Consider the following 25,562-nt stretch of genomic DNA (forward strand, 5'->3'; position numbering starts at 1 on the left):
ATGAGCGACGTGGTCTACGCGATTCGGATTTCTCACCTCGAATACTCCGGGCTCAAAATCATGGACATCAAGATCGGCAAGTCCACCGACATCGACAACACCCTCCGACAGTACAGCCGGGGCAACCGCGACATCGAACTGCTCGACATGTGGACGCCGAACCCCGAAAAGACCCTCTCCACCGCCGAGCGCGGCGTCCACGCGATCGCCGAGAAGTACGCCTACGACAAACAGAGCGAGAAGTTCGTCTTCCTCCAAGGCGCGTACCAGGAGTTCGCCGAGACGGTCAACATGCTCCTCCGGAACGTCAGTCGCGACGACCTCGCCACGGAGTCGGCGTCGAGCGAGCCCGACGACGTCGACGATTACACCGGGACGACGCCTTCGGTGATCAAGATCCTCGGCGAGACGCACGACGTCGACACTTGGGGGGAAACGCTCACGACCGCGGTCACACAGATACTTCACGACGTCGACGACCACGACCGGATCATGGAAATCCAAGGGCGAACACGGACATACTTCGCCAAAGAAGGCGATCAATCTGATCTCATTCGACCTCAAAAGATACCGGACACCGAGCTGTACCTCGAAACCAATTTGTCCGCAAAAGACTGTGTTCGGCGGATTAGACAGGTAATGGAGAAGTACGGATACGATACAGCCGAGCTAGAGATATTTACTGAAGAGAGCTGACAGGGTCTCCGACTACGCGAGTGTCCCCAGCCTGATCGTTTTTTTAAAACTAATCCTACACATTCATTATGATAGGCTAATATCAGTTCGCATGGTACCAAGTGAGACGACACTTGAATTTTGTAACCGGCTTTGGGACAATTGGACACCAAGAAACGGAAAGAATCAGTGTGAAGACTGTCCAGCACACTGGTCGAATCGATCTGACTTTCCAGGAGATCGCAACACGCGACAGAGCTCTCACGGTCACCGCCCCTGGTACGGCGATGGAGATCTTGACGACGTTGAGGTTGTGATTCTTGGCCATGAACCGGGGAGAGGTAGTATCGGAGACGAGGGGGACAACGAAACGAACCATACAATGAACTCATTTGAGGATGTTCGGAATCCAGACATAAGCGAAGTCCCAGATAACGCGGGAAGCCTATCTCTGACCAAACCACTATTCGAGCGAATTGATTCCGAGTTATCGGCTTACTGGACTCAAGCTAAGAAATGTAATGAACTGGCACAGAATAACCGCTCAGCAGAGAAACAGTGTGCGGGGATTGGAGATAATCACGAGGGGTATCTTGCTGAAGAACTCTCTGCGGTTGATCCGGGCTATGTTGTTGGACTTGGATCGGATGTCTATCGTATCTTCTCTGACGTATTTGATGTCGACTCGCTGGGAGGCGGATTTAATAGACCGATCGCGACCGGTACCTCAGCATCCGGGCTTAGAGTGCTCGATGTTGACGGCTTCAGTTTCAAATACATCCCAACTGCGCATCCGTCTCGGGGTGTGCGGCCTGAAACGAAGGAAGAAGTCGATCTGAGTGGCCTGAGTGGAAAGAACGATTCCGAGCGCTATTACAAATTATTCGCAGACGACCTTGTCTCTCAAGTAAAGAGCGGTGAAATCTGATCCGGACTAAAAGAACGACTCGTTAGCAGTCGGCGTGATGTGCTACGTGAACACCAGCCCAGAGTTTCCAATTGTGTCTATGCGGGTGTTTCATCGCCCATACCACTCTTATTCGGCTCAAAGCTCATCACCAACCGCTCTTTGGCGTCCTTCGCCTCGCCACGCTTCCCGCTGTTGATGAACCGCTTCTCGTCGCGGTCGAGCACGCACACGTCCTTAATGGTCTCTGACAGGTCCTCGTACGAGCAGATTCAGTCACCCTCCAATCCTGCGAGCCCGTCGACGAGCGCCTCGTGGCCGATCGTGTTCACGAGATAGTAATCTTCGCAGTCGACGTACGGCGAGGCGCAGTAGAACACGGTGTCCTCGCTGTCGCACTTCTCGAAGACGTCGGCCCAGTCAAGGTTCTCGACGACCACGTCCCCGAATCGCTCTGCGAACTCGCCGAGACAGTCGAAAATCACCGCGTATGCGCGACACCTCCTGACTCGGACGAAGCTATTTGCTCGCTCGGAGACACGCTCACGCATGGCCCCCACCCTGCCGGACGACTTCGAGGAGCGGTTCTGGCGCCGCCACTCCAATCCGAAGAGCGGCTGGAGTCGCACGGTCCTGCTGCCGGCGCTCCTCTTCGCCGTCTATCACCGGAAGCCGCGACTCGCGGGCGCTGCGCTCCTGTTCACCGCGGTGAACCCGATCCTGTTCTCCCCGCCGGACGACGACGACGCCTGGATGACTCGCGTGGTGCTGGCCGAGCGCTGGTGGTCGCGCGAACGGAAGGCGGGCCTCTTCGACCGCACCTACCCGAACTGGCTCAACCTGCTCAACGTCCCCGTCTCGGTGTACGCGTTCGTCGCCGCGTACCGCCGGCGACCCCTCCGGGCCGGCCTCGCCGGAGCGCTCGCGATGGCGCTGAAGTTCTGGTACGTCGGCGCGCTGGTCCGGCGATACGACGACGCCGAACCGCGAGAGGACTGAACGCGCCCCGCCGCTCGCCACTTCCACTTTCACTCCCCGGGTATGGCTCACCCCTTTTTGTCGTCTCCCCGTTCGCACTCACATGTCCACTCGTTCCAATCGACCGACCGCGGACCTCCCGGAGCTCGCACCGGGGGTCACGCTCGTCGACGTCGACGACGACCTCGGCGTCACGCCAGTCCAGGCGCTGCTGCTCGACCGCGTGCTCGGGAGCGACGGCCCGGCGTTCTGGGTCGACGGCGCGAACCGAGCGAACACGACGCGCCTCCGGGAGCTCGCCCCGGCCGACCGCGTCCTCGACCGCGTCGAGGTCGCCCGCGGGTTCACGGCCCACCAGCACACAGCGCTGCTCGACCGGCTGGCCGGCCGGCTCGCGGCCCGGGAATCGCCGTCGGTCGTCCTCGCGACCGGCCTCGACGCGCGCTACCGCGACGCCGACGTCGACGGCGACGTCGCCGAGGCGATGTTCATCCGCGCCGTCGCGTCGGTCGCGCGCGTCGCCCGCGTCCACGACGCCCCCGTCCTCGTGACGCGCTGCCGCGACGACGAGTTTTCGCGTCCACTCCGCCGCGCCGCCGAGACGCACCTCGCGTGCCGGGCGACGGCGTTCGGCCCGCGCTTCGAGGATACCGAGGGCGAGACGGAGACGCTCGTGTACCACGGGGCGGACGGCTGGATACAGACGACGCTCGCGTACTGGCGCGAGGTCCTCGAACACCGCGCCCGGATGTACGAGTCCGCAGCGCTCGATCGCCCGGTCGCCGCGGCGGGGGCCCGCTGATGGGCCGGACGACCCCGACGTACCGGGACCGGCTGACGGCGATCGAAGACGAGTGGGGCCCGTTCCGTCGCGCGCTGCGCCGCGGGGACCAGGCCCGGTTCGACCGGCTGTTCGCCTACGCCCGCGACCGCGCCGACGCCGCCGGCCACCTCAACCACGCCGACCCGCTGGCGCCGGTGTGGATGGCGATCGCGCTCGAACAGGAGCGCCGCATCGCCGAGCTCGAATCGCGGATCGCCGAACTCGAGTCGCGGGTCGACGCGCTCGCCGACGCGTAGCCGTGGTCCTCACGGTCGACCACCTCGCCGAGGGGCGCGTCGCCGAGTGGCGGCTCACGCCGGACGGCGTCGCCCGCGAGGTCCGCGAGAACTACCGCCCGACGCTGTTCATCGGCGACCCGGTCGACGACCTCTACGGCCGCGAGGGCGGCCCCGACCCGACGCCGCCCGCCCGCGACGGGCTCTCGGACGCGCTGTGCGACCTCCGGTCCTTCCTCGACGGGCAGGCGGCGGTCGACGCGCTCGGCGTCGAGTCGCACCGCCAGACGTTCCGGACGACCGCCCGCCCGCTCCTCCGCGTCGACGCGGCGTCAATCGACGCCGTCCGGACGATCGCGAAGCGGGTCCGGCGGTTCGACCGCCCGGACGCGTACACCTGCTACGACGTCGACCTCACGCGCGAACTCCGGTACTGCCTCGAAACGGACACGCCGGCCGCGCCCGACCGATCGGTTCGCGACCTCCGGACCATGCGCTTGGAACGCCCCCGCCACGAGTCGGGCGTCGAGTCGCTCCCGTCCCTCACGGTCGACGGCGAGCGGGTCGGGTCGTCGCCGGGAGAGGTCGTCGCGAACGTCCGGACCGCGCTCGACGGCCGCGACCCCGACGTGATGATCGTCTCGACCGCCGACCTCGTCCCGCTGCTGTTCGAGGCGGCCGACGCGGTCGGGGTCGACCTCGAGCTCGGCCGCCGCCCGGGGTACACGAAGCTCGCCAGCGAATCGACGTACACCTCCTACGGGCGGGTGGGCCACTCGCCGGCGCGGTACGCGGTGCCCGGGCGCGTCGTCCTCGACGAGTCCAACTCCTTCTTCTACCACGAATCGGGGCTTGCGGGCTGTCTCGACCTCGTCGAACGCTCCGGGCTGCCCCTCCAGGAGCTCGGCTGGGCCTCCATCGGCCGGGTGCTGACGGCGATGCAGATCCGCGAGGCCCGGCGCCGCGACGTGGTCGTCCCCTGGCGGGCGTGGCGCCCGGAGCTGTTCAAGTCGGCGCGGACGCTCGACGACGCCGACCGCGGCGGGACGACGCTCGCCCCCGAGGTCGGCGTCCACGAGGACGTCCACGAGCTCGACTTCGCGTCGCTGTACCCGAACATCATCCGAACCCGGAACCTCTCGCCCGAGACCGTCCGCTGCGGGTGTTGCGCCACCGACGACGTCCCGGGGCTCGGCTACTCGGTCTGCGACCGCGACGGCTACCTGCCGGACGTGCTGGGACCGCTCATCGACGCGCGCAGCGAGATCAAAGCTGACCTCGCGGCCCTCGCCGACGCCGCCGGCGACGAGCGCGAGCGGCTGGCGGCCGCCTCGTCGGCGATCAAGTGGATCCTCGTCTCCTGTTTCGGCTACCAGGGGTTCAGCAACGCCAAGTTCGGCCGCATCGAGTGCCACGAGGCGATCAACGCCTACGCCCGCGAGCTCCTCCTCGACGCGAAGACCACGCTGGAGGCGGCCGGCTGGCGCGTCCTCCACGGCATCGTCGACTCCATCTGGGTGACGCCCGCCGAGGGCCGCGAGCAGCGCCCGCTGACCACGGTCGCCGACGAGATAAGCCGGGAGGCCGGCGTCGAGCTGGAGTACGAGTGCGCGTTCGACTGGGTGGCGTTCTGCCCGACGAGGCACTCGTCGTCAGGCGCGCTGACGCGCTACTTCGGGAAGCGACGCGGAGAGACGTACCCCGAGACCGGACTCGGCGACGCGGTCAAGACCCGCGGGATCGAGGGCCGCCAGCGCTCGACCCCCGCGTGGGTCGAGGACGTCCAGCGCGAGGCGCTCCGCGTCTTCGACGAGACGCGCTCTCCGGAAGCGGTGTGCGACGCGCTTCGACGCCGCCTCCGCGAGTTACAGGACGGAGCGGTCGATTCCGCCGACCTCGTCGTCGACAACCGCGTGTCGAAGGACGTGGACAATTACTCGCGGGAGACGCTCACCGTGGCCGCCCTGAAACGGGCGCAGATCGAGGGGGCCGGGTTGGCGCCCGGGCAGACGGTTCGGTACGTCGTTGTCGACGCGGACGCTCGCGGCCCGGCGCGCGTCCGGCTGGCGTTCGAGGACGTCGACCGCTACGACGTCGCGTGGTACGAGGACGCCGCAGTGCGCGCCGTCGAGAGCGTGCTTGCTCCGGTCGGATGGCGCGAGGGGGAGATCAGCGATTACCTCGCCGGAACCACCGACGAGACGTTGGCGAGCTACTGAGACTCCTCGGCCCTCGACGGATCACGACACCGCGTCGCGGACTGCGGCGGGGATGTCGGCCCGGTCGATCTCACGAACCGACGAGGCATCGGCGTCGGACGCGCCGTACTTGTACCCCGACCCGGTCAGTATCACGGCGACGTCGTCTTCGGAGCCGAACTCGCCGGAGGCGGCGAGTTCCCGAACGGCGGCCGTGGCCACGGCGCAGGACGGCTCGACGGAGACGCCCGCATCGCCCGCGAGGCGGTCCCTCTCGGCGATCATCGTTTCTTCCTCGACGGAGACGACGCCGCCGTCCGTCTCCGAGACGGCGGCCAGCGCCCTGTTCCCGCTCGGCGGGTCGGCGTTGTTGATCGAGACGGCCGCCGTCGGCTCGCCTTCGACGGGCTCGACGCGCGAGGCCCCGCGGCGGTACGTCTGCGCGATCGGGTCACAGCGCGCGGCCTGCGCGAGGTATATCCGCGGCACCGCCGAGAGCAGTCCCGCCGTGTCCAGCTCTCGAAGCGCCTTCCACACCCCGCTCGCCTGCCCGCCGCTGCTGACCGGCAGGACGATCGCGTCGGGCGCGTCGGGGGCGAACGCCTCGCAGATCTCGTACGCGACCGTCTTCTGGCCGACCACCCGGAGCGGCGAGTCCGAGTTGAGGAACGCGACGCCGAGGTCGCCTTCGAGGGTGTCGTCGTAGAGCCGCCCGTAGTCGCCGCGGACCCGGAACAGGTCCGGGTCGTGCTGGGCGATCATTGCGAGCCGGGAATCGGGGGTGTCCTCGGCCACGAGGATGACCGCTTCCCTGCCCGCCGCGGCGGCGTGCGCGGCGACGCTCAGCGCCATGTTGCCGTGTGAGACGGTTCCGACCGGGCCGTCGGTCCGACCGATGCCGACCGCGGTTCCCCGATCTTTGAAGCTCCCAGTCGGGTTGACGCTCTCGAGCTTGAGGTGGATCCGCGGGCAGTCCGGCGGTTCGATCGACGGCGCGCGGAACAGCGGTGTCCCGCCCGCGGCGGCGGCGAGCCCGGTCGGGCGCGCCGCGGGAAGCACCGACTCGTAGCGCCAGAGGGTGTCCTGTCCGAGAGAGACGTCGCTCCCCGTTGTTCCGCTCGCGTCGGGCCAGTCGAACGCCGCGGTGTCGGTCTCGAACCAGAGCGGTTCGCCACAGCGACAGCGGGCCGCGTCGCCGAACGCGTACGTCTCGCCGCAGTCTTGACATCCTCTCCGCCCTGAAGGGCGAAGATTCCCACGGCACTGCACCGCTGGGTTGGGATGATTACGGTTTGTAGACGCCTCGATGACGGCTACTGGCTGTGCCAACCAGCCGTTACTCCTATCCCGGCATGGGATTCGGAGGTACTTTTTCCTGCCTCAACCCTATTTCGGCACGGAAGAGGGTGTCTTCCGCTTGAAATGAGGGAATCCCGATATTGTCCGATTAGTGGGGCGGGGAGACCGCCTCGGTTGTGTTTAAATACGGTCTCAAGCTACTTAAATATCCGTTCGGCATGTCGAACGTAGTTCCTAGAGGGTTTGTCGGATTCATCCCCGCCGTGAACGGCGGGGCTTTCTCCTCGCACCTCCGTAACACGCCAGCTGCTCCATACCTCACCCTCGCGGGCGGTGTACAAATGGCTGGTTACGGACGAACGAGCGACGATCTCGGCCGACTATCGCGGATCGGGTGATGGCGGCGACTACCGGCGTAATTTTAGCCCGGACAAGACACGCTAGCGGTGTAGAACGACGAAATTGGGTGGCTGGGGAGTCCCAGCCCACCAATCCCGCACGGCCAAAGACCGTGCGCGTTGTAGGTGGGCCAACACGGATTTGAACCGTGGACCTCCCGGTTATCAGCCGAGCGCTCAACCTGACTGAGCTATTGGCCCAGGTGAGCGCATTCAGTCGTTGCGCGGGTAGGATTTTAAGGGTTTCCTTTCGCGAGCCGGCCGCCGTGTGGCGGTTTCACGGGGACTCACGACGCCCGCGCCGTCAGTCGGTCCGCCGCTGATTCTCGTCTTCGACCGTGTACTCCACGTCGACGACGTCGTCGTCCGCCGACGCGCCGCCGGCATCCGCGCTCCCGCCGGCGCTCCCGTCGGTGTCGGCACCGTCGCCGCCGTCGAACCCGTCGGGGCCGCCGGAGGCGCCGGGACCACCCCCCGGTCCGCCGGGGAACCCGCCGCCGCCCATCGTGAAGCCGCCCTCGCCGTCGTCCGGGAAGCCGCCGATGTAGACGTTGCCCGAGAAGAAGCCGTCCGTCTCGCGTTCGATGTAGGGGACGACGACGTACTTCTTCAGGGCCACGCGGATGGGGACCCGCGAGAGCGGGAGCGCGAGCAGGAAGCCGACCGCGTCGGTGACGAGGCCCGGTGTGAGCAGGAACGCGCCCGCGGCGATGAGCAGCCCGCCGTCGAGCAGCTCGTCGGTCGGGGGCTTCCCCTGCGCCACCTTGCGCTGGAGGCGCGCGAGGGTCGCGCGCCCCTCGGCGCGCAACAGGAGCATCCCGAGAACGGCCGTCAACACGACGAGCGCGACCGTCACGGGCCACCCGAGCCGCGTCGCGACCACGATCAAAAACAGCGCGTCCACGAGGGGGACGACGAGGAGCAGCGCGAGCAGCGTTCGCGGGCGCATACCCCCGCCTTTCCGCCGGGCGCCCATAGCCCTTTTCGTCGCGGCCGCGGGTCGGGTGCGGTTTTCCGTCGCGTGGCGCCCGCCGCGACCGCCACGGCTTTGCCCGCCCGGTCCGAGCCGGCGGTATGGACATCGTCGGCGCGCTCGGCCGCGACCCGCCGGACCGCGAGTCGCTCCCGCGGTGGGTCGCGCCGCTCCCGAAACGGCTGGAGGACGTCGCCTTCCGGTTCGCGTGGGTCATCGTCGCGATCAACCTCGTCGGCACCGCGTTCGGCTTCTGGTACTACCGGTTCCAGTTTCAGGAGCTCCCAAGCGAGATGTGGATCTTCATCCCGGACAGCCCCGGGGCGACGCTGCTCATCGCGCTCGCGCTCGGCGCGTGGGCGCTCGGCCGGTCGAGCGACACGCTCGCGGCGCTCGCCTTCTTCGGGAACGTCAAGCTCGGGCTGTGGACGCCGTACGTCCTCGTCGTCTTCTACCCGGAGTTCCTCGCGCTCAACGGCCCGGCGATGTACGCGTTCCTCCTCTTTAGCCACCTCGCGATGGTCGTCCAGGCGTTCGTCCTCCACCGGATCACCGACTTCCCGCTCCGCGCGGTCGCGATCGCGACCGCGTGGTACACCGTCGACCTGCTGATGGACTACTTCGTGCCCGTGATCGGCGACGTGACCCACACCTCCCTGCCGTACGCCGACAGCGCGCCGTGGTTCACCACGACCGTCCTCCAGGTTGCGGCCGCGGGCGCGGTCGCGCTCACCGTGGTCCCGCTGTTCTGGACGCTCGGGACCCGGATCGCGACGCTCCGAAACCGCGCGAGCGACTCCGGGCCCTGACCGGTTCCAGCGCCGACCCGCTCACCGATTTAAGTGATCGGGCGACCTCGACGAGAGCATGAGCCACTACGAGCGGATCGCGGACCTCTCGGTGACGATCGAGTCGGTCGTGCGGCGGCGACAGACTGCGGACACGACGAGCGGCTTCGAGCGCACGACCACGGAGTACCGGCTCTCCGGCGACGGCCTCGTCGGTCGCGGCGAGGACGTGACCTACGAGACCGCCGACCACGACGCGCTCGCCGAGACCGACCCGATCGACATCGAGGGGGAGTGGACGATCGACGAGCTGTCGGCCCGCCTCGACGAGATCGACCTCTTCCACGGGAACCCGCCGGAGAGCGAGAAATCCAGAAATCACCGCCGGTGGGCGGTCGAGAGCGCGGCGCTCGACTTAGCGCTCCGGCAGCAGGAGGAGTCGCTGGGCGAGCGCCTCGGCGTCGATCCGGAGCCGGTCCGGTTCGTCGTCTCGACGCGGCTCGGGGACCCGCCCTCGACCGATCGCGTCGAGGCGCTGCTCGCGCGCAACGCCGATCTGGAGTTCAAGCTCGACCCCACCCCGGAGTGGCCTGAGGAGGCGTTCGAGACCCTCCGGAAAACCGACGCCGTGCGGATTCTCGACCTGAAGGGGTGGTACGAGGGGACCGACGTCGATGTCGAGCCCGACCCGGAGCTGTACCGCGACGTGTTCGCCGCGTTCCCGGGCGCGGTCGTGGAGGACCCCGCGTTCACGCCAGCGACGAGCGCGCTCGTCGAGCCGCAGGCCGACCGCCTCTCGTTCGACTACCCGATCGACGGCGTCGAGAGCCTCGAATCGCTCCCGGTCGAGCCCGGGTGGTGTAACATCAAGCCCTCGCGGTTCGGCACGCTCGAATCACTGTTCGAGACGATCGCCTACTGCGACCGGAACGGGATCGAGATGTACGGCGGCGGGCAGTTCGAGCTCGCGAGCGGCCGCACCGCGATCCAGACGCTCGCCGCGCTCTGTTACCCGGACGGGCCGAACGACGTGGCGCCGCGGGCGTACAACGACCCCGACGCCGAGCCGCCGTACCCGAAGAGCCCGCTCCGACCGAACCGCGACGCGGCAGGCTTCGAGTTCTGAGGAGACGCGAATCAGCCGACCGCCAAGGTCAACGATTTATAAATGGATACGCGGTGGCGCGTGCCTGCGAGCGGCCCTCGGCCGCGAGCAGCACGCGCGAGGGAGTCGGCCGACAGTAGGGAGGCCGACGAGGCTGGGGAGGTGTGAGGCGCGGTGCTGTGCGGGGCGGGACTCAAAGGGGCAGCCGCGAGGTCGCCGTAGGCGACGCAAGCACCGCAGGGAGCGAACGGAGTGAGCGACCGAGGAGCGCAGCGAGCGTACGGCGACCTCGCGGCTGGGGCTTTGGAGGTGTCCGTCTTTGAGCAGTAGCCACCTGTGTACAACCGAGCGGCTGGGGCTTTGGAGGTGTTCACCGTCGATCCGTCGGCAACCATTTATAAACGAGCGGCTGGGGCTTTGGAGGCCTTCACCGCCAAGTCGCTGATAACTTATAAACGAACAAGCGAACTCACGGAGCAACCGATCCAACCGTCGCACACCGATATTTACGAAACGAACTTCAGTAAATCGTCGCGGTTGTGGTCGTGAAAACGAGTCCGCAGACACTCCTCTAACGCCTCGATGTCGCCGCGCTTCGCGCAGATCGGCGCCACCCGGTCGGACCACTGCTGCCACGGCGGGTACAGCCCGAGACGATCACAGATCTCGTCGAGCCGCTCGTCGACGTCGTCGATCTTGTCGGTCTTGTTGACGGCGACGATGGGCTCGACGCCCACGTCCTCCAAGAAGCCGAACATCTCGACGTCGTGGGGAATGTTCCCGCGCTCCGCGTGGCGGTCGATGATGTCGACCGCGGCCTTGCCGTCCATCACGACGACTCCGGCCAGAATCGAGTCGGCGTTGTCCTCCAGGTAGCGCACGATATTCGTCTTGATCTGCTCGCGGTGCTCGTCCTCGACGCCGGACATGAACCCGAACCCGGGCAGGTCCGTGAACATGAAGCTCTCGCTGGCCCAGTCGAAGTGATTCGGCTGGCGGGTGACCCCCGGCTTGCCGCCGGTCGAGAAGTCGTGGCCCGTCAGCTCGCGCATCAGCGTGGACTTGCCGACGTTCGAGCGCCCCACGAGGACGACCTCGGCGTCGCGGTCCGGCCGGTCTTCGAACATATCCGACCGTGCGCGCCTGAACGGGTTAAAAGGCGCGTCGCGGCGGCGGCGTCAGGCCGGGACGGTCGTGTCGTCGTCAGGCCGGGACCGTCGTCTCGTCGCCGAGTCCGTCTGCCCCGGTCTCGATCTGGTCGCTCTGGTCTGCGAACGCGGTGCCGAACATCCGGAAGACGGCGACTTGACTGTAGAACTGGACGAACGGGACCAACACCGCGCCGACGACGGTGACGAGGAGCACGATCGAGACGACGAACACGCCGATCGAGACCAGAAGCGGCATCAACACGGCGAGGAGGTACTCCGCGCTGAACAGCGTCGGCTTGAGGATCTCCGGGTCGAAGGCCGCCCGCACTTCGCCGCGGGCCGCGTACGCCGTGAGCGCCGCGGGAACTGCGTAGTAAATGAACAGCAACACGGGGATGAACGCCAGCGCGAGCAGCGCGCCGGTGACGCCGATCAGCGCGCCGACGTCGCCGCCGACGCCCGATCCGACCCCGGCGACGGCCGAGATCACGAACCCGTACACGACGACCGGGACGATAGAGTAGACGAGCGCGATGACCGTCGCGACGACGCCTTTCGCCAGCAGGTCTCCCCAGTCGTCGAACGCCGGCGGGATGTCGTCGCCCGCAACGGTCCGCTCCAGCACCCGGACGAGGTAGCCGAAGATCGCGAACGCGGGGATGACGAACACCGAGAGGAGTCCCAGCACGCCGCCGATGACAATTCGCCCGACCCAGTCGCCGCGCACGGGATACGACAGTCCGTCTTCGATCATGTCCGGACGCAACACCGATTTGATATATAAAGACGGCGACACGGCTACCGGTGGGGCGCCGTGCGTCCCACGTGTGAGACCGGATCTTGCTCGGGCCGAATCCGGTTTCCGCCGACTACTTGTCGCCCACGCCGCTCGTTCCGACATGGACAAGCAGGCCGTCCGCGAGGCGGTGTGGGACGCCTTCGACGAGGGCGATCAGGCGCGGTTCCCGTTCCCGCCCCACGACCGGATCCCCAACTTCGCCGGCGCCGACGCCGCGGCGGAGCGACTCGCGGAAACCGAGGCGTGGGAGTCGGCCGCGACGCTGAAGGCCAACCCCGACGCACCGCAGCTCCCCGTCCGCCGGGCCGCGCTCCGCGCCGGCAAGACCGTCTACGTCGCGCAGCCGCGCCTCCGCGACCCGGACCCGTTCCTCCGGCTCGATCCGGCCGAGATCCCGCCCGAGGAGATCGACGACGCGACGACCGTCTCCGGGATCTCAGAGTACGGGACGCCGACCGCGCCCGAGGCCGTCGCGCACGTCGACCTGATCGTCGCGGGCTCCGTCGGCGTCACGACCGACGGCGCCCGGATCGGCAAAGGCGAGGGGTACAGCGACCTGGAGTGGGCGGTCCTCTGCGAGATCGGCGCAGTCGATGACGACACGACCGTGGCAACGACCGTCCACGAGCTCTCCGTCCTCGACGGGCCCGAATCGGCGGTCGGAGAGGACGCTGACCTCCCCGACCCCGACGCGCACGACGTTCCGCTCGACCTCGTCGTGACGCCGGCGCGGACGATCCGGACTGAGACGCCGCACCCGCGTCCGGACGGAGTCGACTGGGACGCGCTCGACGACGAGAAGCTGTCGGAAATTCCCGTCCTCGCGGAACGGGCGCCGGAAAAGAAGTGACTAGTCCGCGTGCTGCGGCGTCGGCGCGGACCGCTCCGGCCGGTTGTCGGCGACGTGGCCGCACTTCGGACAGACCACGGTGCGCTCGTCGCCGTCGCTGACGACGAGCCACCCGTCCGACAGGGAACTCTCGAAGCGACACTCCGGACAGAAGAGGACCGACTTCCCGCGGGAGGGCGGGGAACCGCTGGCGTCTGCGTTCATGGGACTGGGTAGGAGCCGGAGCTATAAGGGTCTTGTTCGACCTGATCGTTTAGTATGATCGGGATTCACAAACGTGTCTGTCACGCATTTTTAGAGAAAATAGATCGATCATTTCTAAAATAAGGAATATACTGATCGGCAAACGTCACCATCGTTCGCGGGATTCCGCTGGTCCGCGCGGAACGCCCGCCCGTTCTCCCAAACTACCGCGCTAAGGGCATGTTGTAGCTCGTCTCCTCGGCCATCACGTACTCCCAGGTGGCCTCGCACTCGCAGGACACCTGCTCGAAGACGCTTGGGTCCTGGCGCTTGTCGAAGTCCTTGATCGCGGTCTGGACGCGGTCGTCGCACTCGCCGCAGTTGTGCGCGCCGCGGTCGGAGCCGTGGCCAACGGGGTCCGAGACGACGATGGCGTCGACGTCGGCGGTCTCCTCCAGCACGTGCGCGACCGACCAGAGCCACGGCGGGCGGTAGCCCCCCTCGAAGAACAGCTCGTCGACCATCGTGTAGCGCTGCACGTTCGTCGGGTTCATCGAGACGGTGTGACAGCCGTCCACGTCGGCGCAGCGCCGGATCGAGTCGATCATGTCGGCGGCCGCCTCCGGCTCCGCGAGGAAGGGCGGCTTCATGAGGAGGTACGCCTTGATTCCCACGGCCGCGTCGAACTCGCCGTCGGCCGCGGCCGCCTCGGCGCAGGCGTCCTCGAAGTCGGCGAAGTCGAAGTACTTGTTCACGCAGTCGTGGCGCACCCGATCCGTCGCGGTCTCTAACCCGACCGCCACGTCGGTGGCGATCCCGTGGTCCGCGAAGTCCGCGATCTTCTCGCGGTCGACGAAGTCCGGCAGCGACTCGACGACGATCCGGTCGCGGTCCGCGAACGTCTCGGCGATGGCGCCTCGGGTCTCCGCCGGCACCTCGCGCTCGTCGAGGAAGGAGCCGGAGGTGTAGATCTTGATCAGCTCGGCCGGCTCGTCCGCCTCCTCGGCCTCGTGGTCGAGGCACGCGTCGATCTGCGTCATGAGATCCTCGTGGGCGACGCTGCCGCCCTCGACGGACTCCGCGACGTAGCCGCACATCGTGCAGCCGCCGGCGCGGGCCCACCGGCAGCCGCCGGTGTTTAAGATGATCGTGAGGGAGTTCACCACGCCGTCTGGCGTGTTGTCCTCGTCGATCCACACGCGGGTGGGCTCCGTCGGGTCGTACGTCTCCGAGCGCTCGGCGCGGATGTCGCGCATCACGGCGTTGTGCGCGTCCATTCCGCGCCCCTGCTCGTACGCGTCGGGGCTCGGCTTGCTCATTGTCGGGGGAAGCGGGCGAGCGCGTAAAGCGGTGTCGTCCTCGCGGACCGGCGCTGTCCCGTCGTTCCGGGGTCGCGGTTCCTGTTCGACCGATCGAGTACTGTTGTAAAAAGTCCCGTCAATATAAATATATACTAATCTATAGAAAGATTTTATAAACACCGCTAAGTGGAAGAAATCGATGTCACGGGACCGTGACTACGGACGGCGTGACGTGCTGCGAGCGGGTGGAATCGTACTTGGCGGGTCGCTCGTTTCCGGGTCGGCGGCGGCCGCGGACGGCGACGGGTCGACGACGCTGACGCTTCTGTCGTACAACGACATCCAGACGGCAGCCGCGGAGGACAAGAATTTCCCGCGGCTGGTGACGCTCATCGAACAGCGCCGGGCGGCGGCCGACGGGCCGGTCGTCGTGGTCGGCGGCGGCGACGAGGTGGGGCCGCACGCGCTGAGCCCTATCTCGCAGTGGCGCGCGCCGGTGGACGTGCTCAACGAGGTCGATCCGGACGCCGACGTGATCGGGAACCACGAGTTCGACTACGGGCTCGACCCTATCTCGGAGGTGACGGCCGACTCCGAGTTCCCGTGGCTCGCGACGAACCTCGTCGACAGCGAGACGGGCGAGGCGTTCGACGGCACGGAATCCACCAATATCGTCGAGCGCGGCGGCGTCAGCGTCGGGATCATCGGCCTCGTCGACGAAGGCGCGACGTACGGGAAGACGAACATCGATTTCGAAGCGGAGGGCATCACCCTCGAAGACTACACCGAAACCGGCCCCGCGGAGGCGAAGCGACTCAAGGAGGACGAGAACGTCGACGTCGTCGTCGCGCTCGCGCACACAGGCATTGAAGACGCCGAGGCGCTCGCCGAGGACGACACCGACGACGACATCGACGTCATCGTCGTCGGCGACGACGAGCAGCTATATCCCCCTGAGGAGGTCGATGGATCGATCATCTCGGAGGCGCGGGCCCGCGCGGCCTACCTCAGCGAGATCGAACTGACCATCGAAGACGGTGAGGTCACTGCGTGGGACGGAGAGCTGATCGAGGTCACGGACGACATCGAGAAGGACTCCACCGCGTCCGACATCATCAACGACTACCGCGCGGAGGTGAGCCTCGACTCGCCGGTGGTGGAGACGGAGACGCCGCTCGACGCCACGTTCGGCTCGAACTACCACCGCGAGACGAACTACGGAAACGTGATCACCGACGCGATGCGCGAGCGTGTCGACGCCGACGTCGCGATCACGAACGCGGGCGGTATCCGCTCGGACTCGGTGTACGGCCCCGGCGAGATCACCGGCGGAGACATCTTCAACACGCTCCCGTTCCCGAATACGGTCGTCTCGCTGGAGCTCACGGGCGAGGAGCTCGTCGAGGCGCTGGAAGGCCAGATCATCACGCTGGAGAGCGGTACCGGACAGAGCTTCGGCGAGGAGGTGTCCCAGCAGACCAGCGGCGTGCGCTTCGAGTGGGTCCCCCACGAGGACGCGGACGAACTGGTCCGCGACGTGTACGTCGGCGGCGAGCCGCTCGACCCCGACGACACCTACGAGGTGGCCGTCAACAGCTTCATCGCGAACGGCGGGAGCGGCTACCCGCTCGAAGACAAGCCCGTGGTCAAGGATACGGGCGAACTTCAGGCGACGACGGTCGTGAACTACTTAGAGGAGAAGGAGACCATCGCCCCGACCGTCGAGGGACGGATGCAGCGCGTCGACCGCGACCTCCCCGACGCCGCCGTCACCGTTGATGGGAACGGGAAGGTCGTCGCGCAGTTCGACGCGCCCGACGACGTGGAGTCGGTCGCCGAAGACACCGTCGCCGTGTGGACCCCCGATGGCGACACCGCCGACGCCGAGCAGGTCGTCTACGACAAGGACGACGAGACCATCGTCGTCCGCGTCGACGATGGCGAGCTCGCGGAGACGATCGGGGACGCGGACGACGGCGACGAGGTCCCGCTCAACCTCTACGCCGAGTACGAGTCCAGCGAGTACGACCACATTTACTTCGAGCGCTCGCGGCTGAACGCCGACGTGGCGGCGACCGTTCGCCGCCGCGGGCGTGGTCGCGCCGGCGCGCCCGGACGCTGACGCAGGGGAAGTCAGCTCCCGGCGTCGCTATCGCTCGTCGATGCCGGCCCCCGGCCGCGAACGGCCGCGATCCCCGCTCCGATTACCGCGCCGCCCGCGTTGACGGCGGCGTCGCGCCACGCGAACGACCGCCACGGGATCGGCGCCTGGACGAGTTCGATCCCGAACCCGAACGCGACCGCGCCGGTCACAGCGAGAAGCGGGCCGAATCGACGCTCACGGGTCGCTGGGACGAGCAGGGCGGCGAGGACCGCATACCCGACGAGATGAAACGGATCGGTGAGGCCGACTCCGGCGGGGAGGGCGTCGAGGAGCGCGCCGAGCGCGCTGCCGAGCGCACCGCCACCTCCGCCGGACGACGCCGGGACCGGAACCACCGACCCGACGAACACGACGAGCGCGAACCCGAGCGCTCTCCTTCGGTCGCGGCCGGTCGGCTCCGAACTGCGGCCGGTCGGCTCCGGACCGCGCCCGGTCGCCCGCGTCCGCTCGTCTCGGTCGGTCACGGCCGCGCTTCGTCTCGCCGGCAATTATGGGCTGCGACTTCGAGAGATTCGGCGGCTGACCCGTGATACCGACCGAAACCGGTCGTTCACACCACGTCGCTGCCGGCCGCTGTGAGCCGTTCACACCCCGCCGCCGTCTCCGAATATTTCCGCGTCGAAGGGGCGCTTTATTTATAAACATCGGCCTGACGACACGCCTCGTTCCGTAACCAGTACCCGTTGCGCTCGGAGGTGAACAACTAACACGCTGTGGTCCCTCTATAATGAACGAGCATTACATGACTGAAATGGGCGGCTACAGAGACCGTGTGGCACAGGTCGATCTCGGCGGTGGCGAGGTCAGCTACCGCGGGATCGACGACGACGACGCGGAGAAGTACATCGGCGCGCGCGGGCTCGGCGTCAAGTACGTCTTCGACAAGGGTCCCGACGTGGACCCGCTCGGACCGGAGAACCGACTGGCGTTCATGACGGGCCCGCTCACGGGCACCCAGACCGTGATGAGCGGTCGGATCGCCCTGGTGACGAAGTCCCCGCTGACGGGGACGGTCACCGACTCGCACCACGGCGGCTGGTCCGGTGCGCGGCTGAAGTGGGCCGGGCTCGACGGCATCCTGCTCGACGGCGCGAGCGACGAACCGGTCTACCTGTTCGTCGAGGACGGCGACGTCGAGGTACGCGACGCCTCCCACCTCTGGGGTCAGGGGGTCCACGACACGATCGACCAGATCGGCGAGGAGGTCGACGGGAAGGTCGGGCGTAATATCTCCGTGATGGCGATCGGGCAGGGCGGCGAGAACGAGGTGCGCTACGGCTGCGTCATCAACGAGGACGACCGCGCCTCGGGCCGCGGCGGCACCGGCGCCGTGATGGGCTCGAAGAACGTGAAGGCGGTCGTCGTGAAGTCGGGCACCGACATGCCCAAGCCCGCCGATCCGGAGACGTTCCAGGAAGGCTACCAGCAGGCGATGGAGGTCATCCGCGAGTCTGATGTCACCGCGCCCAACGAGGGCGGGCTCTCGATGTACGGGACGAACGTCCTGATGAACGCGACCGAGGAGATGGACGGGCTCCCGACGAAGAACGCGAAACACACCTCGACGGAGGCGTACAGCGAGGCCGACGGCGTCGACGTTCAGGCGGAGCGCGTCTCCGGCGAGAACGTCCGCGAGAACATCCTCGTCGACGAGCCGACCTGTCACTCCTGTCCGGTGGCGTGTAAGAAGGAGGTCGAGGTCGACGTGACGCACAAGGGCGAGGACCTGAACGTCCGCATGGAGTCGTACGAGTACGAGTCCGCGTGGGCGCTCGGCCCGAACTCCGGGCACGACGACCGCGACGAGATCGCGGTCATGCTCGACCGGTGTAACGACCTCGGCATCGACACCATCGAGACGGGCAACATGATGGCGATGGCGATGGAGATGAGCGAGGAGGGCAAACTGGAGGGCGTCGGCCACCTCGACTGGGGCGACTCCGAGACGATGATCGACCTCATCGACGAGATCGGCCACCGCTCCAGCGACCTCGGCGACCTCCTCGCGGAGGGCCCCGAGCGCGTCGCCGACGCGAAGGACGCGCACGGCAACAAGCTCTCCGTCAAGGGCCAGACGATGGCCGCCTACGACCCGCGCTGCATGAAGGGCATGGGGATCGCGTACGCGACCTCCAACCGCGGCGCCTGCCACCTGCGCGGCTACACGCCGGCCGCCGAGATCCTCGGGATCCCGGAGAAGGTCGACCCGTACGAGTGGGAGGGCAAAGGGGAGCTCACCGCCACCTTCCAGGACCTTCACGCGGTGTCGGACTCGTTCGACATCTGCAAGTTCAGCGCGTTCGCGGAGGGGATCGAGGAGTACGTGCTCCAGTACAACGGCATGACCGGCCGCGACCTCTCGGAGGACGAGCTCTTCGAGGCCGGCGAGCGCGTGTACAACCTCGAGCGCTACTTCAACAACCTCGCCGGCTTCGACGGCGCGGACGACACGCTGCCGAACCGCTTCATCGAGGGGCACCCGGACGCCATCCCCGGCACGGGCGCCAGCGAGGGCGAACTCGTCGAAATCGACCAGCTGAAGGCCGAGTACTACGAGACCCGCGACTGGGTCGACGGCGTCGTCCCCGACGAGAAGCTCGACGAGCTCGGCATCGATATCGGGCCCGGCACCGGCGTCTCGTCCGGCGACTCCGCGGCCCCGGCCGACGACTGAGCAAGGTCGCGTCGCGAGCGCGGTTGCGGTCCGCGCTCGCGGTCCGTTCGCGCGACCCGCTGACACCGTCCGCTTATTTTTAAGTGACCTGCGCCGGTACCCCCGTCCATGGCGCACGACCCGCTCTCTCCCTCCGAGGCCCTCCGCACGCCGATCGGTGCCGTCCTCGCGGCCGTGAGTCTCCTCGTGTTCGTGTACTCGCTTTTGATCATCGGCCAGATCCTGTTCGGCGTCTGGGTCGTCCTCGTGCTCTCGGTCGGCCCGTACCTCTCGTACCGTCTGTTCGCCGCGCTTGACTCGCTCGCGGACGGCGCGCAGCGGATCGCCGCCGCCCGAGAACGCGAGGTCGACGGGGACGGCGACGCCAGGTTCGACCGCCCCGTCGACAGCGGCGCCGCTCCCGGCCGCGAACGCCCGTCGGAACGTGAGACCGAACGCGAACGCTGACGCGCTAGGCGGGGACGTCTTGCGGGTCTGTGACCGTGTGAGCGGCATCTATCCCGCCGCGTCCGCCGCCCCTATTTAAGTACTCTCGCGACGATCCGGGGCCATGAACTGGCGACTCGTTGCGACCCTCGGCGTCGGGGTGACTGCGTTCCTCCTCGCGGCCGCCGGCGTCACGGAACTGCTTGTGGCGTCGATCGAGTTCTCCGCGCTCGTCGGGCTCCCGGTCGGAATCCTCCTCGGCGCCGCGTCCGCGGCGGCGACGTGGCTTCGCCTCTGGAAGAGTCCGGGCGCTCGCCCCGCGCTGCTCGGCGTCGCGGCGGTCGGCTACGCGGTCGTTGCCCTCGCGGCCGCCTCGTACGCGATTTCGTCCGTCCGCGGGCTCGTGAGCGTCGAGCGCGCGCTCGCCGTCGCCCTCCTCGTCGGCGTCGTCGCCTTCGCGCTCGCGAGGCGACGGCCGGAGCGGTTCGGCTGACTCGAATTTTTGAACGCCACGCGCCTCACGCGAACACGACGAATCTGAACAGCCACAGCGTCGCCATCCCGGTCGCGATGGTCGCGAACACGTTCTCCGTCCGCCACGCGACCGCGCCGGCGACGGCGCCGGCGATCAGCCGCTCGTCGATGAGTGTTGCGGCGACCGACGGGCGCAGCGTCACCAGATCGGGGAGGACGAGCGCCGCGAGGACCGCCGGTGGGACGTACCGGAGCGGGCGCTGAACGCGCGTCGGAACCCCGTCGATCCGGCCGAAGAGGTGGATGAAGGAGAGCCGGATCCCGTAGGTGATCGCGCCGATGACGACGATGGCGACCCAGGCGCGCGGGGAGGCGACGAGCCCGGCAAGTGCGTCGGTCACGACGCCGTCACCTCCGCGTCGACCGTGTCCGTCACGACCGCGCCCGTCACGACGCCGTCACCTCCGTCAGCAGCCCGGCCGCGATCCCGCACAGCGCGCCGACGAGCAGCCCGAGGTTGAGCGGGAGCCCGGCCGCGACGACCGCGACCGCGCCGCCGGCGACGCCCGCGACGGTGGTGGGTCGATCCTTCATCGCGGGGACGAGGAGCGCGAGGAACACCAGCGGCACGGCGAAGGTGAGCCCCCACGCGTCGGGGACGCCGGCACCGAGGACGACGCCCGCGACCGTCCCGATCTGCCAGACGATCCACAGCGACGCGGCCGCGCCGAGGTAGTAGCGCCACCGGCTGCGGTCCGGGTTCTCGTCGAACTCGGCGACCGAGAGCGCGTACGCTTGGTCGGTGAGCAGGTAGGCGAGCCCCGCGCGGAGCCGGCGCCCGTAGTCGGCGAAGTGCGGCGCGATGGACGCCGAGTACATCAGCATCCGGAGGTTGATCACGACGGCCGTGCCGACGACGACCGCGAGAGGGGCGTTCTCGCCGAGCAGGTCCAGCGCGGCGAGCTGGGAGGCGCCCGCGAACACGATCACGGACATCCCGACCGCCTCGGCCAGTCCGAGGCCGGCGTCGACGGCGGCGATCCCGGCGACGAGCGCGAACGGCGCGATGCCTAACATTAGCGGCGACACGTCTCGCACGCCGGCCAGCAGGTCCTCGTCGAGTACGGAGCGGGCCACGGCTACTGCTCCTTGGGGTACGGCGGCTCGTCGTATTTGGCCGCGAGGTGGTCGGCGTGCTCCAGCTTCGTGTTCGCCTTCCGGAAGGTGCCGAGCAGCGAATGGATCTCGCGTTCCGTCGGATGCGCGCGGCCGAGCAGCCGGCGCATCAGCAGCGCGTTCTTCTCACGGACGTGCTCGCGCTGGCCGGTCGCCGCGAGGAACTCGCCGAAGTACTCGTGGAAGCGCTCGACGTCGGCCTCGGGGGCGCGGGTCACCTCGGTGTCGGGCAGCTGCGTCTCGTCGACGGTGAGGTCGCGGAGCTCGTATAAGAGCACGGTCGCGGCCTGCCCGAGGTTCAGGACGGGGTAGTCGTCGTCGGCCGGAATCGAGCACACCTCGTCGAGCCGCGAGAGCTCCTCGTTGTTGAGCCCGCGCCCCTCGCGGCCGAAGACGATGGCGGTGGGCGCGTCCACGGTCTTCAGCGACTCGCGCAGTTCGGCGGGCGTCTTGAACGGGAAGCGCTCGTGGCTGCGGTCGTCCTCGCCGGTGATCGCGGTGGTGCCGACGGTGTGGTAGTTCGCGACGACCTCGTCGAAGGTGACCTCCTCAGCGTTCGGGAGCACGTCCTCGCGTGCGTGGCCGGCGAAGCCGTACGCCTCGCCGTCCTCCTCCAGCTCGGGCGGATTCACGAGCTTGAGGTCAGAGAGCCCGAAGTTCTTCATCGCTCGCGCGATAGTGCCGACGTTGCCCGGCGTCTCGGGCTCGACGACGACGACCACGGGCTTTTGCCGAGCCCGGTCGGTCTCTCTGGACTGATCGGCCTCTCCGGGGCGCTCTTCGGCCGCGTCGGTCTCCGCCGTGTCGTCCGCTTCGGCCGTATCTTCCGCTTCGCCGCCGCTCATCGGTCCGACGGGTAGTCGGCCGAGAGGTCGAGGTCGGACTCCGAGAGCTCCTCCTCGGTCAGCTCCTCGCGTTCGGTGTCCTCCCGCCCGGCGAGTTCGAGGATGTCGATCCGCTCGCCCTCGAAGTCGGCTTCGAGGCGCTCTTGGACCTCCTGCTGGTCGGGCAGGTCCGGGAGCCCGTCGGGGTCCTCCTCGACGTGCTCGACGGACGCGTAGTCCTCGGGGGCCTCGTTGCCGGCGGCGACCCACTCGTGGAAGCGGTCGGCGAACTCGACCGAGCCCTTGTGGTCGCTGCCGCCTTCCTCACGGAACCAGTAGAGCAGGTCGGGCTCGTGTTCGGGACAGAGCAGCACCTCGCCGTCCGGCTCGCCGTACACGATCTCCGCCTCGTTACAGAGATGGATTTCCTCCTCGCCGTAGTCGAGGTAACAGACGTCGCAGGGCTCCTCGACGAGGCCGACGAGCCGCAGGAGTCGCTCTCGCGGGTCCTCCGGGATCTCGTCGAGGGGCTTCAGCTCCTCGTCGTCGGTGAATATCTCGTCCTCCTCGAAGCGCCATCCGCGGAGGCCGATGCTCACTTTCGCCATGTCTCACGCTACGCTCCGGCGGCGATAAAAGCGCGTCCTTCCCGGCACGAGGGCGGTCGCGACGCCGTCCGCCGGAGCCGGTCATTTAAATTCTCGAACCGCTTCGGTGCGAACATGAGACGCCGTCGGCTTCTCGGAGTGACTGCTGGTGCGGTCGCCGGTGCCGCGGCGGGCTGTCTCGGCGATGGGAACGCGGGGGACGACGGTGACGGTTCGGACGGCGGGAGCGATACGGGCGACGGAACCGACGGCGATATCGAGTGGCCTACCGGACCGTACGCCGACTACGAGACGACGACCGTGACCGTCGAGAGCCCCGACGGCGAGGCTCGGGGGTCGGTGACAGCGGCGATCGCGGACGACGGCGACAAGCGTCTCCTCGGGCTCAGTGACGCCGAGGCGCTCCCGGAGGACGGCGGGATGCTGTTCGTGTACGACTCGCCGCGCGATTCGCTCACCTACGTGATGCGGCGGATGAGCTTCGGGATCGACATCGTCTACGTCGACGGCGATCGGGAAATCACCCGGATCCACAACGCGTCCGAGCCGGGTCCGAACGAGAACGGCGAGGAGCAGGAGTACGACGGATCGGGTCAGTACGTGTTGGAAGTCCCCTACGAGTGGACCGACCGCCACGGCGTCGAGGTCGGCGATTCGCTGCGCTTCGATTTATAAATGGAGTTTAGGTTGCTGTGCGCTTGTTTATAAACAACCAGTCGCAGACCCACGGTGAACACCTCCAAAGCCTTGACCGCTCGTTTATAAATGGTTGACAACGGATCCACCGCGGACACCTCCAAAGCCCCAGCCGGGAGGCGGGCGCAGGCGACGCAAGCACCGCAGGAACGAGCGAAGCGAGTGACGAGGAGCGCAGCGAGCGTGCGCCCGCCTCCCGGCTGCCCCTTTGAGTCCCGCCCCGCACAGCACCGCAGCCTCACACCTCCCCAGCCTCGTCAGTCGCCTCCGCTTCGCTCCGGCGACTGACTCCCTCGCGCGTGCTCCTCGCGGCCGCCAGGGGCGGCCGCTCGCAGGCACGCGCCGACCGCACCGCCGACCATTTATAAACGAATGCGTGGTCGGTTCCCCGGCGAGCGCCTCGGGTACTCGTCCCGTTTATGTCGCTCGCGTCCGTGCTGATCGTATGCGAAATGTGGACGCTGCGGGGCTGGGGATCGGCGACGACCACCCGCCCCGGATCATGGGCGTGCTCAACGTCTCGGAGGAGTCGCCGTACGACCCCAGCGTGTACGACGACCCGGGGGAGGCCGCCGCGTACGTCGACGAGGAGCTGATCGGCGAGGGCGCCGACATCGTCGACGTGGGCCTCGAATCGGCCAACAAGGACCTCGACGTGCTCTCGGCCGAACAGGAGCTCGATCGGCTCGACACCGCCGTCGAGACGCTCGAATCCACGTCGGGCGACGCGGTCTGGTCGATCGAGACTCGATACCACGAGGTCGCCGATGAGGCGCTGTCGCGCGGCTTCGACATGGTCAACGACATCTGCGGCTTCGCCGACCCGGAGATGCCCCGTGTCTGCCGCGAACACGACGCCGCTGTCTCGAAGATGGCCTCGCCGCCAGACCTGGAGCGCCCGGGCGCCATTGAGGACGTCGACGACATCTACGAGGCCCTATCGATGAACGGCCTCACTGATAAGACCATCCTCGACCCTGCGTTCGGCGGCTGGTCCGAGGCGAAGACGCACGCGGACGACCGCGAGACGTTCCACCGCCTGCGCGAGTTCCGCGGCTACGGCCGCCCCCTGCTCGTCTCGATCAACCGCAAGAGCTTCCTCAAGACCATCGCCGGCCGCAGCACCGAGGAGGCGCTCCCGGTCTCGCTCGCGGCGACGTCGATGGCGGTCGAGCGTGGCGCCCACGTGATCCGAACCCACGACGTGGCCGAGACGCGCGACGCCGCGCTCGTCGGCGCCGAGTTCGCCCGCGACCGCTACGGCGGCGAGTCCGGCGCCGTCGCCGTCGAGGAGCTCGACGTGACGACGGTCCGCGAGGCCGAGCGCCACCTCGACCGAATCGGCGCGTCGGGGGCGACGCAGGGCGACCGCGACGTCGCCGGCAACGCGGTCGTCCGCACCTACGAGCTCTCCGGCCTCGACGACGCGGCGGTCGGCGCCCTGCGCGCCGCGACCGTGGGCGGCGACGCGAGCGGCGCGGCGTTCGCGCTGGGCGACCCGAACCGCGCGGGGACGCCGACGCCCTCCTCTGCGACCGACGGCGGCACCGGCGGGGCCGGCGGCTCGGCCGGCCCCGCGAACGACGGATCCGCCGGCGACGGCCCCGTGAACGACCGCCGCGGACTCCTCATCGGGACGCCCGCCGCGATCGAGTCGGTCAGAGAGGCCGTATCTGACGTCTCCGACCCGCTCGACGCCGCGCTCGCGGGTATCAACCCCAACGTGAGTTAAGAGAAAGTTTATGCCCTCGTGTAGACAACCGATCGACCGGACGCCGGAGGGGCACGCGGGTAGGGGTACTCTGTGCCACTCCGGTCCATACCATAATTCGCCCGGCGAGCGGCGGCGCCGTTCT

Annotated in this window: 28 protein-coding genes and 1 tRNA gene; 15 read left to right on the plus strand and 14 right to left on the minus strand. The window is 67.8% G+C overall.

Going from position 1 to position 25,562, the window contains the following annotated elements; genetic code table 11:
* Both ACOZ35_RS04145 and ACOZ35_RS04150 read left to right on the plus strand, forming a co-directional pair.
* Window positions 1–696 (plus strand): hypothetical protein, encoded by a 696-nt coding sequence (locus ACOZ35_RS04145; protein ID WP_424015197.1) that lies wholly within the window; start codon window positions 1–3, stop codon window positions 694–696.
* A 91-nt stretch (window positions 697–787) separates the two neighbouring features.
* Entirely contained in the window at window positions 788–1,603 is an 816-nt protein-coding gene (locus ACOZ35_RS04150; RefSeq protein ID WP_424015198.1) for a uracil-DNA glycosylase family protein, read from the plus strand.
* Window positions 1,604–1,680: 77 nt separating this feature from the next.
* Here the strand turns inward: ACOZ35_RS04150 and ACOZ35_RS04155 are convergent, their stop codons facing one another.
* Together ACOZ35_RS04155 and ACOZ35_RS04160 are read right to left on the minus strand one after the other, a co-directional pair.
* Window positions 1,681–1,809, minus strand: coding sequence for a hypothetical protein (locus ACOZ35_RS04155; RefSeq protein WP_424015199.1), 129 nt, complete (start codon window positions 1,807–1,809; stop codon window positions 1,681–1,683).
* A gap of 45 nt (window positions 1,810–1,854) precedes the next feature.
* Window positions 1,855–2,067, minus strand: coding sequence for a hypothetical protein (locus ACOZ35_RS04160; RefSeq protein ID WP_424015200.1), 213 nt, complete (start codon window positions 2,065–2,067; stop codon window positions 1,855–1,857).
* Window positions 2,068–2,131: 64 nt separating this feature from the next.
* On the opposite strand from ACOZ35_RS04160, the gene ACOZ35_RS04165 reads away from it, so the two are divergent.
* The 4 genes from ACOZ35_RS04165 to ACOZ35_RS04180 all read left to right on the plus strand — a co-directional run bounded on the left by ACOZ35_RS04165 (window position 2,132) and on the right by ACOZ35_RS04180 (window position 5,838).
* On the plus strand, window positions 2,132–2,581 hold the full coding sequence (locus ACOZ35_RS04165) for a DUF6653 family protein (RefSeq protein ID WP_424015201.1): 450 nt from the start codon (window positions 2,132–2,134) through the stop codon (window positions 2,579–2,581).
* Window positions 2,582–2,663: 82 nt separating this feature from the next.
* Window positions 2,664–3,362, plus strand: a complete 699-nt coding sequence (locus ACOZ35_RS04170) for a hypothetical protein (protein ID WP_424015202.1) — start codon at window positions 2,664–2,666, stop codon at window positions 3,360–3,362.
* Window positions 3,362–3,640: a hypothetical protein gene (locus ACOZ35_RS04175; RefSeq protein WP_424015203.1), complete on the plus strand. Its 279-nt coding sequence runs from the start codon at window positions 3,362–3,364 to the stop codon at window positions 3,638–3,640. The genes ACOZ35_RS04170 and ACOZ35_RS04175 overlap by 1 nt, the downstream gene beginning before the upstream one ends.
* A gap of 2 nt (window positions 3,641–3,642) precedes the next feature.
* On the plus strand, window positions 3,643–5,838 hold the full coding sequence (locus tag ACOZ35_RS04180; RefSeq protein WP_424015204.1) for a type B DNA-directed DNA polymerase: 2,196 nt from the start codon (window positions 3,643–3,645) through the stop codon (window positions 5,836–5,838).
* Window positions 5,839–5,859: 21 nt separating this feature from the next.
* Here the strand turns inward: ACOZ35_RS04180 and ACOZ35_RS04185 are convergent, their stop codons facing one another.
* The 3 genes from ACOZ35_RS04185 to ACOZ35_RS04195 all read right to left on the minus strand — a co-directional run bounded on the left by ACOZ35_RS04185 (window position 5,860) and on the right by ACOZ35_RS04195 (window position 8,463).
* Window positions 5,860–7,086, minus strand: a complete 1,227-nt coding sequence (locus ACOZ35_RS04185) for a threonine synthase (RefSeq protein WP_424015205.1) — start codon at window positions 7,084–7,086, stop codon at window positions 5,860–5,862.
* 555 nt (window positions 7,087–7,641) lie between these two features.
* A tRNA-Ile gene (locus ACOZ35_RS04190) sits at window positions 7,642–7,715 on the minus strand.
* 103 nt (window positions 7,716–7,818) lie between these two features.
* Window positions 7,819–8,463, minus strand: a complete 645-nt coding sequence (locus ACOZ35_RS04195) for an FxsA family protein (RefSeq protein ID WP_424015206.1) — start codon at window positions 8,461–8,463, stop codon at window positions 7,819–7,821.
* Window positions 8,464–8,588: 125 nt separating this feature from the next.
* Here ACOZ35_RS04195 and ACOZ35_RS04200 point away from each other — a divergent pair, with 125 nt between their 5' ends.
* Window positions 8,589–9,296, plus strand: coding sequence for a DUF1405 domain-containing protein (locus ACOZ35_RS04200; protein WP_424015207.1), 708 nt, complete (start codon window positions 8,589–8,591; stop codon window positions 9,294–9,296).
* Window positions 9,297–9,354: 58 nt separating this feature from the next.
* Window positions 9,355–10,401, plus strand: a complete 1,047-nt coding sequence (locus tag ACOZ35_RS04205; protein ID WP_424015208.1) for a hypothetical protein — start codon at window positions 9,355–9,357, stop codon at window positions 10,399–10,401.
* Window positions 10,402–10,886: 485 nt separating this feature from the next.
* Here the strand turns inward: ACOZ35_RS04205 and engB are convergent, their stop codons facing one another.
* Window positions 10,887–11,507, minus strand: coding sequence for a GTP-binding protein EngB (gene engB, locus ACOZ35_RS04210; protein WP_423997922.1), 621 nt, complete (start codon window positions 11,505–11,507; stop codon window positions 10,887–10,889).
* 76 nt (window positions 11,508–11,583) lie between these two features.
* Window positions 11,584–12,285, minus strand: coding sequence for a DUF4013 domain-containing protein (locus ACOZ35_RS04215; protein WP_424015209.1), 702 nt, complete (start codon window positions 12,283–12,285; stop codon window positions 11,584–11,586).
* Between the two features lie 145 nt (window positions 12,286–12,430).
* Between ACOZ35_RS04215 and ACOZ35_RS04220 the strand changes: the two genes are divergently transcribed.
* The gene (locus ACOZ35_RS04220) at window positions 12,431–13,180 is read left to right on the plus strand and encodes a 5-formyltetrahydrofolate cyclo-ligase (RefSeq protein WP_424015210.1); all 750 of its coding nucleotides are present in this window, start codon (window positions 12,431–12,433) and stop codon (window positions 13,178–13,180) included.
* Here the strand turns inward: ACOZ35_RS04220 and ACOZ35_RS04225 are convergent, their stop codons facing one another.
* Window positions 13,181–13,384 (minus strand): hypothetical protein, encoded by a 204-nt coding sequence (locus ACOZ35_RS04225; RefSeq protein WP_424015211.1) that lies wholly within the window; start codon window positions 13,382–13,384, stop codon window positions 13,181–13,183. It abuts the gene before it with no gap.
* A 203-nt stretch (window positions 13,385–13,587) separates the two neighbouring features.
* Window positions 13,588–14,682, minus strand: a complete 1,095-nt coding sequence (locus ACOZ35_RS04230; protein ID WP_424015212.1) for an archaeosine biosynthesis radical SAM protein RaSEA — start codon at window positions 14,680–14,682, stop codon at window positions 13,588–13,590.
* Between the two features lie 214 nt (window positions 14,683–14,896).
* On the opposite strand from ACOZ35_RS04230, the gene ACOZ35_RS04235 reads away from it, so the two are divergent.
* Complete coding sequence (locus tag ACOZ35_RS04235) at window positions 14,897–16,786, plus strand: bifunctional metallophosphatase/5'-nucleotidase (protein WP_424016025.1); 1,890 nt, start codon at window positions 14,897–14,899, stop codon at window positions 16,784–16,786.
* An 11-nt stretch (window positions 16,787–16,797) separates the two neighbouring features.
* On the opposite strand, the gene ACOZ35_RS04240 is transcribed toward ACOZ35_RS04235, so the two are convergent.
* On the minus strand, window positions 16,798–17,292 hold the full coding sequence (locus ACOZ35_RS04240) for a VanZ family protein (RefSeq protein ID WP_424015213.1): 495 nt from the start codon (window positions 17,290–17,292) through the stop codon (window positions 16,798–16,800).
* Between the two features lie 278 nt (window positions 17,293–17,570).
* Between ACOZ35_RS04240 and ACOZ35_RS04245 the strand changes: the two genes are divergently transcribed.
* The 3 genes from ACOZ35_RS04245 to ACOZ35_RS04255 all read left to right on the plus strand — a co-directional run bounded on the left by ACOZ35_RS04245 (window position 17,571) and on the right by ACOZ35_RS04255 (window position 20,421).
* The gene (locus ACOZ35_RS04245) at window positions 17,571–19,502 is read left to right on the plus strand and encodes an aldehyde ferredoxin oxidoreductase family protein (protein ID WP_424016026.1); all 1,932 of its coding nucleotides are present in this window, start codon (window positions 17,571–17,573) and stop codon (window positions 19,500–19,502) included.
* Window positions 19,503–19,610: 108 nt separating this feature from the next.
* Entirely contained in the window at window positions 19,611–19,949 is a 339-nt protein-coding gene (locus ACOZ35_RS04250; protein ID WP_424015214.1) for a hypothetical protein, read from the plus strand.
* A gap of 103 nt (window positions 19,950–20,052) precedes the next feature.
* Window positions 20,053–20,421 (plus strand): hypothetical protein, encoded by a 369-nt coding sequence (locus ACOZ35_RS04255; protein WP_424015215.1) that lies wholly within the window; start codon window positions 20,053–20,055, stop codon window positions 20,419–20,421.
* A 25-nt stretch (window positions 20,422–20,446) separates the two neighbouring features.
* On the opposite strand, the gene ACOZ35_RS04260 is transcribed toward ACOZ35_RS04255, so the two are convergent.
* The 4 genes from ACOZ35_RS04260 to ACOZ35_RS04275 are packed head-to-tail and all read right to left on the minus strand — an operon-like array spanning window position 20,447 to window position 23,010.
* Window positions 20,447–20,803 (minus strand): AzlD domain-containing protein, encoded by a 357-nt coding sequence (locus ACOZ35_RS04260; protein WP_424015216.1) that lies wholly within the window; start codon window positions 20,801–20,803, stop codon window positions 20,447–20,449.
* A 46-nt stretch (window positions 20,804–20,849) separates the two neighbouring features.
* The gene (locus ACOZ35_RS04265) at window positions 20,850–21,539 is read right to left on the minus strand and encodes an AzlC family ABC transporter permease (RefSeq protein ID WP_424015217.1); all 690 of its coding nucleotides are present in this window, start codon (window positions 21,537–21,539) and stop codon (window positions 20,850–20,852) included.
* 2 nt (window positions 21,540–21,541) lie between these two features.
* Entirely contained in the window at window positions 21,542–22,423 is an 882-nt protein-coding gene (locus ACOZ35_RS04270) for an RNA methyltransferase (RefSeq protein WP_424015218.1), read from the minus strand.
* Window positions 22,420–23,010 (minus strand): hypothetical protein, encoded by a 591-nt coding sequence (locus ACOZ35_RS04275; RefSeq protein ID WP_424015219.1) that lies wholly within the window; start codon window positions 23,008–23,010, stop codon window positions 22,420–22,422. The genes ACOZ35_RS04270 and ACOZ35_RS04275 overlap by 4 nt, the downstream gene beginning before the upstream one ends.
* A gap of 114 nt (window positions 23,011–23,124) precedes the next feature.
* Here ACOZ35_RS04275 and ACOZ35_RS04280 point away from each other — a divergent pair, with 114 nt between their 5' ends.
* Both ACOZ35_RS04280 and folP read left to right on the plus strand, forming a co-directional pair.
* Window positions 23,125–23,685: a DUF192 domain-containing protein gene (locus ACOZ35_RS04280; RefSeq protein ID WP_424015220.1), complete on the plus strand. Its 561-nt coding sequence runs from the start codon at window positions 23,125–23,127 to the stop codon at window positions 23,683–23,685.
* 466 nt (window positions 23,686–24,151) lie between these two features.
* A complete protein-coding gene (gene folP / locus ACOZ35_RS04285) occupies window positions 24,152–25,438 on the plus strand; it encodes a dihydropteroate synthase (RefSeq protein ID WP_424015221.1) in 1,287 nt (428 codons plus the stop codon).
* Window positions 25,439–25,562: the final 124 nt, after the last annotated feature.

The sequence above is a fragment of the Halorubrum xinjiangense genome (assembly GCF_049604745.1).
Lineage (GTDB): Archaea > Halobacteriota > Halobacteria > Halobacteriales > Haloferacaceae > Halorubrum > Halorubrum xinjiangense_A.

Coding starts and splice junctions, on each gene's coding strand:
- ACOZ35_RS04200 (WP_424015207.1), top strand. CDS start 8,589: ATGGACATCGTCGGCGCGCTCGGCCGCGACCCGCCGGACCGCGAGTCG.
- ACOZ35_RS04225 (WP_424015211.1), bottom strand. CDS start 13,384: ATGAACGCAGACGCCAGCGGTTCCCCGCCCTCCCGCGGGAAGTCGGTC.
- ACOZ35_RS04255 (WP_424015215.1), top strand. CDS start 20,053: ATGAACTGGCGACTCGTTGCGACCCTCGGCGTCGGGGTGACTGCGTTC.
- engB (WP_423997922.1), bottom strand. CDS start 11,507: ATGTTCGAAGACCGGCCGGACCGCGACGCCGAGGTCGTCCTCGTGGGG.
- ACOZ35_RS04270 (WP_424015218.1), bottom strand. CDS start 22,423: ATGAGCGGCGGCGAAGCGGAAGATACGGCCGAAGCGGACGACACGGCG.
- ACOZ35_RS04175 (WP_424015203.1), top strand. CDS start 3,362: ATGGGCCGGACGACCCCGACGTACCGGGACCGGCTGACGGCGATCGAA.
- ACOZ35_RS04280 (WP_424015220.1), top strand. CDS start 23,125: ATGAGACGCCGTCGGCTTCTCGGAGTGACTGCTGGTGCGGTCGCCGGT.
- ACOZ35_RS04245 (WP_424016026.1), top strand. CDS start 17,571: ATGACTGAAATGGGCGGCTACAGAGACCGTGTGGCACAGGTCGATCTC.
- ACOZ35_RS04170 (WP_424015202.1), top strand. CDS start 2,664: ATGTCCACTCGTTCCAATCGACCGACCGCGGACCTCCCGGAGCTCGCA.
- ACOZ35_RS04195 (WP_424015206.1), bottom strand. CDS start 8,463: ATGCGCCCGCGAACGCTGCTCGCGCTGCTCCTCGTCGTCCCCCTCGTG.
- ACOZ35_RS04165 (WP_424015201.1), top strand. CDS start 2,132: ATGGCCCCCACCCTGCCGGACGACTTCGAGGAGCGGTTCTGGCGCCGC.
- ACOZ35_RS04205 (WP_424015208.1), top strand. CDS start 9,355: ATGAGCCACTACGAGCGGATCGCGGACCTCTCGGTGACGATCGAGTCG.
- ACOZ35_RS04150 (WP_424015198.1), top strand. CDS start 788: ATGGTACCAAGTGAGACGACACTTGAATTTTGTAACCGGCTTTGGGAC.
- ACOZ35_RS04250 (WP_424015214.1), top strand. CDS start 19,611: ATGGCGCACGACCCGCTCTCTCCCTCCGAGGCCCTCCGCACGCCGATC.
- ACOZ35_RS04230 (WP_424015212.1), bottom strand. CDS start 14,682: ATGAGCAAGCCGAGCCCCGACGCGTACGAGCAGGGGCGCGGAATGGAC.
- folP (WP_424015221.1), top strand. CDS start 24,152: ATGCGAAATGTGGACGCTGCGGGGCTGGGGATCGGCGACGACCACCCG.
- ACOZ35_RS04215 (WP_424015209.1), bottom strand. CDS start 12,285: ATGATCGAAGACGGACTGTCGTATCCCGTGCGCGGCGACTGGGTCGGG.
- ACOZ35_RS04275 (WP_424015219.1), bottom strand. CDS start 23,010: ATGGCGAAAGTGAGCATCGGCCTCCGCGGATGGCGCTTCGAGGAGGAC.
- ACOZ35_RS04220 (WP_424015210.1), top strand. CDS start 12,431: ATGGACAAGCAGGCCGTCCGCGAGGCGGTGTGGGACGCCTTCGACGAG.
- ACOZ35_RS04145 (WP_424015197.1), top strand. CDS start 1: ATGAGCGACGTGGTCTACGCGATTCGGATTTCTCACCTCGAATACTCC.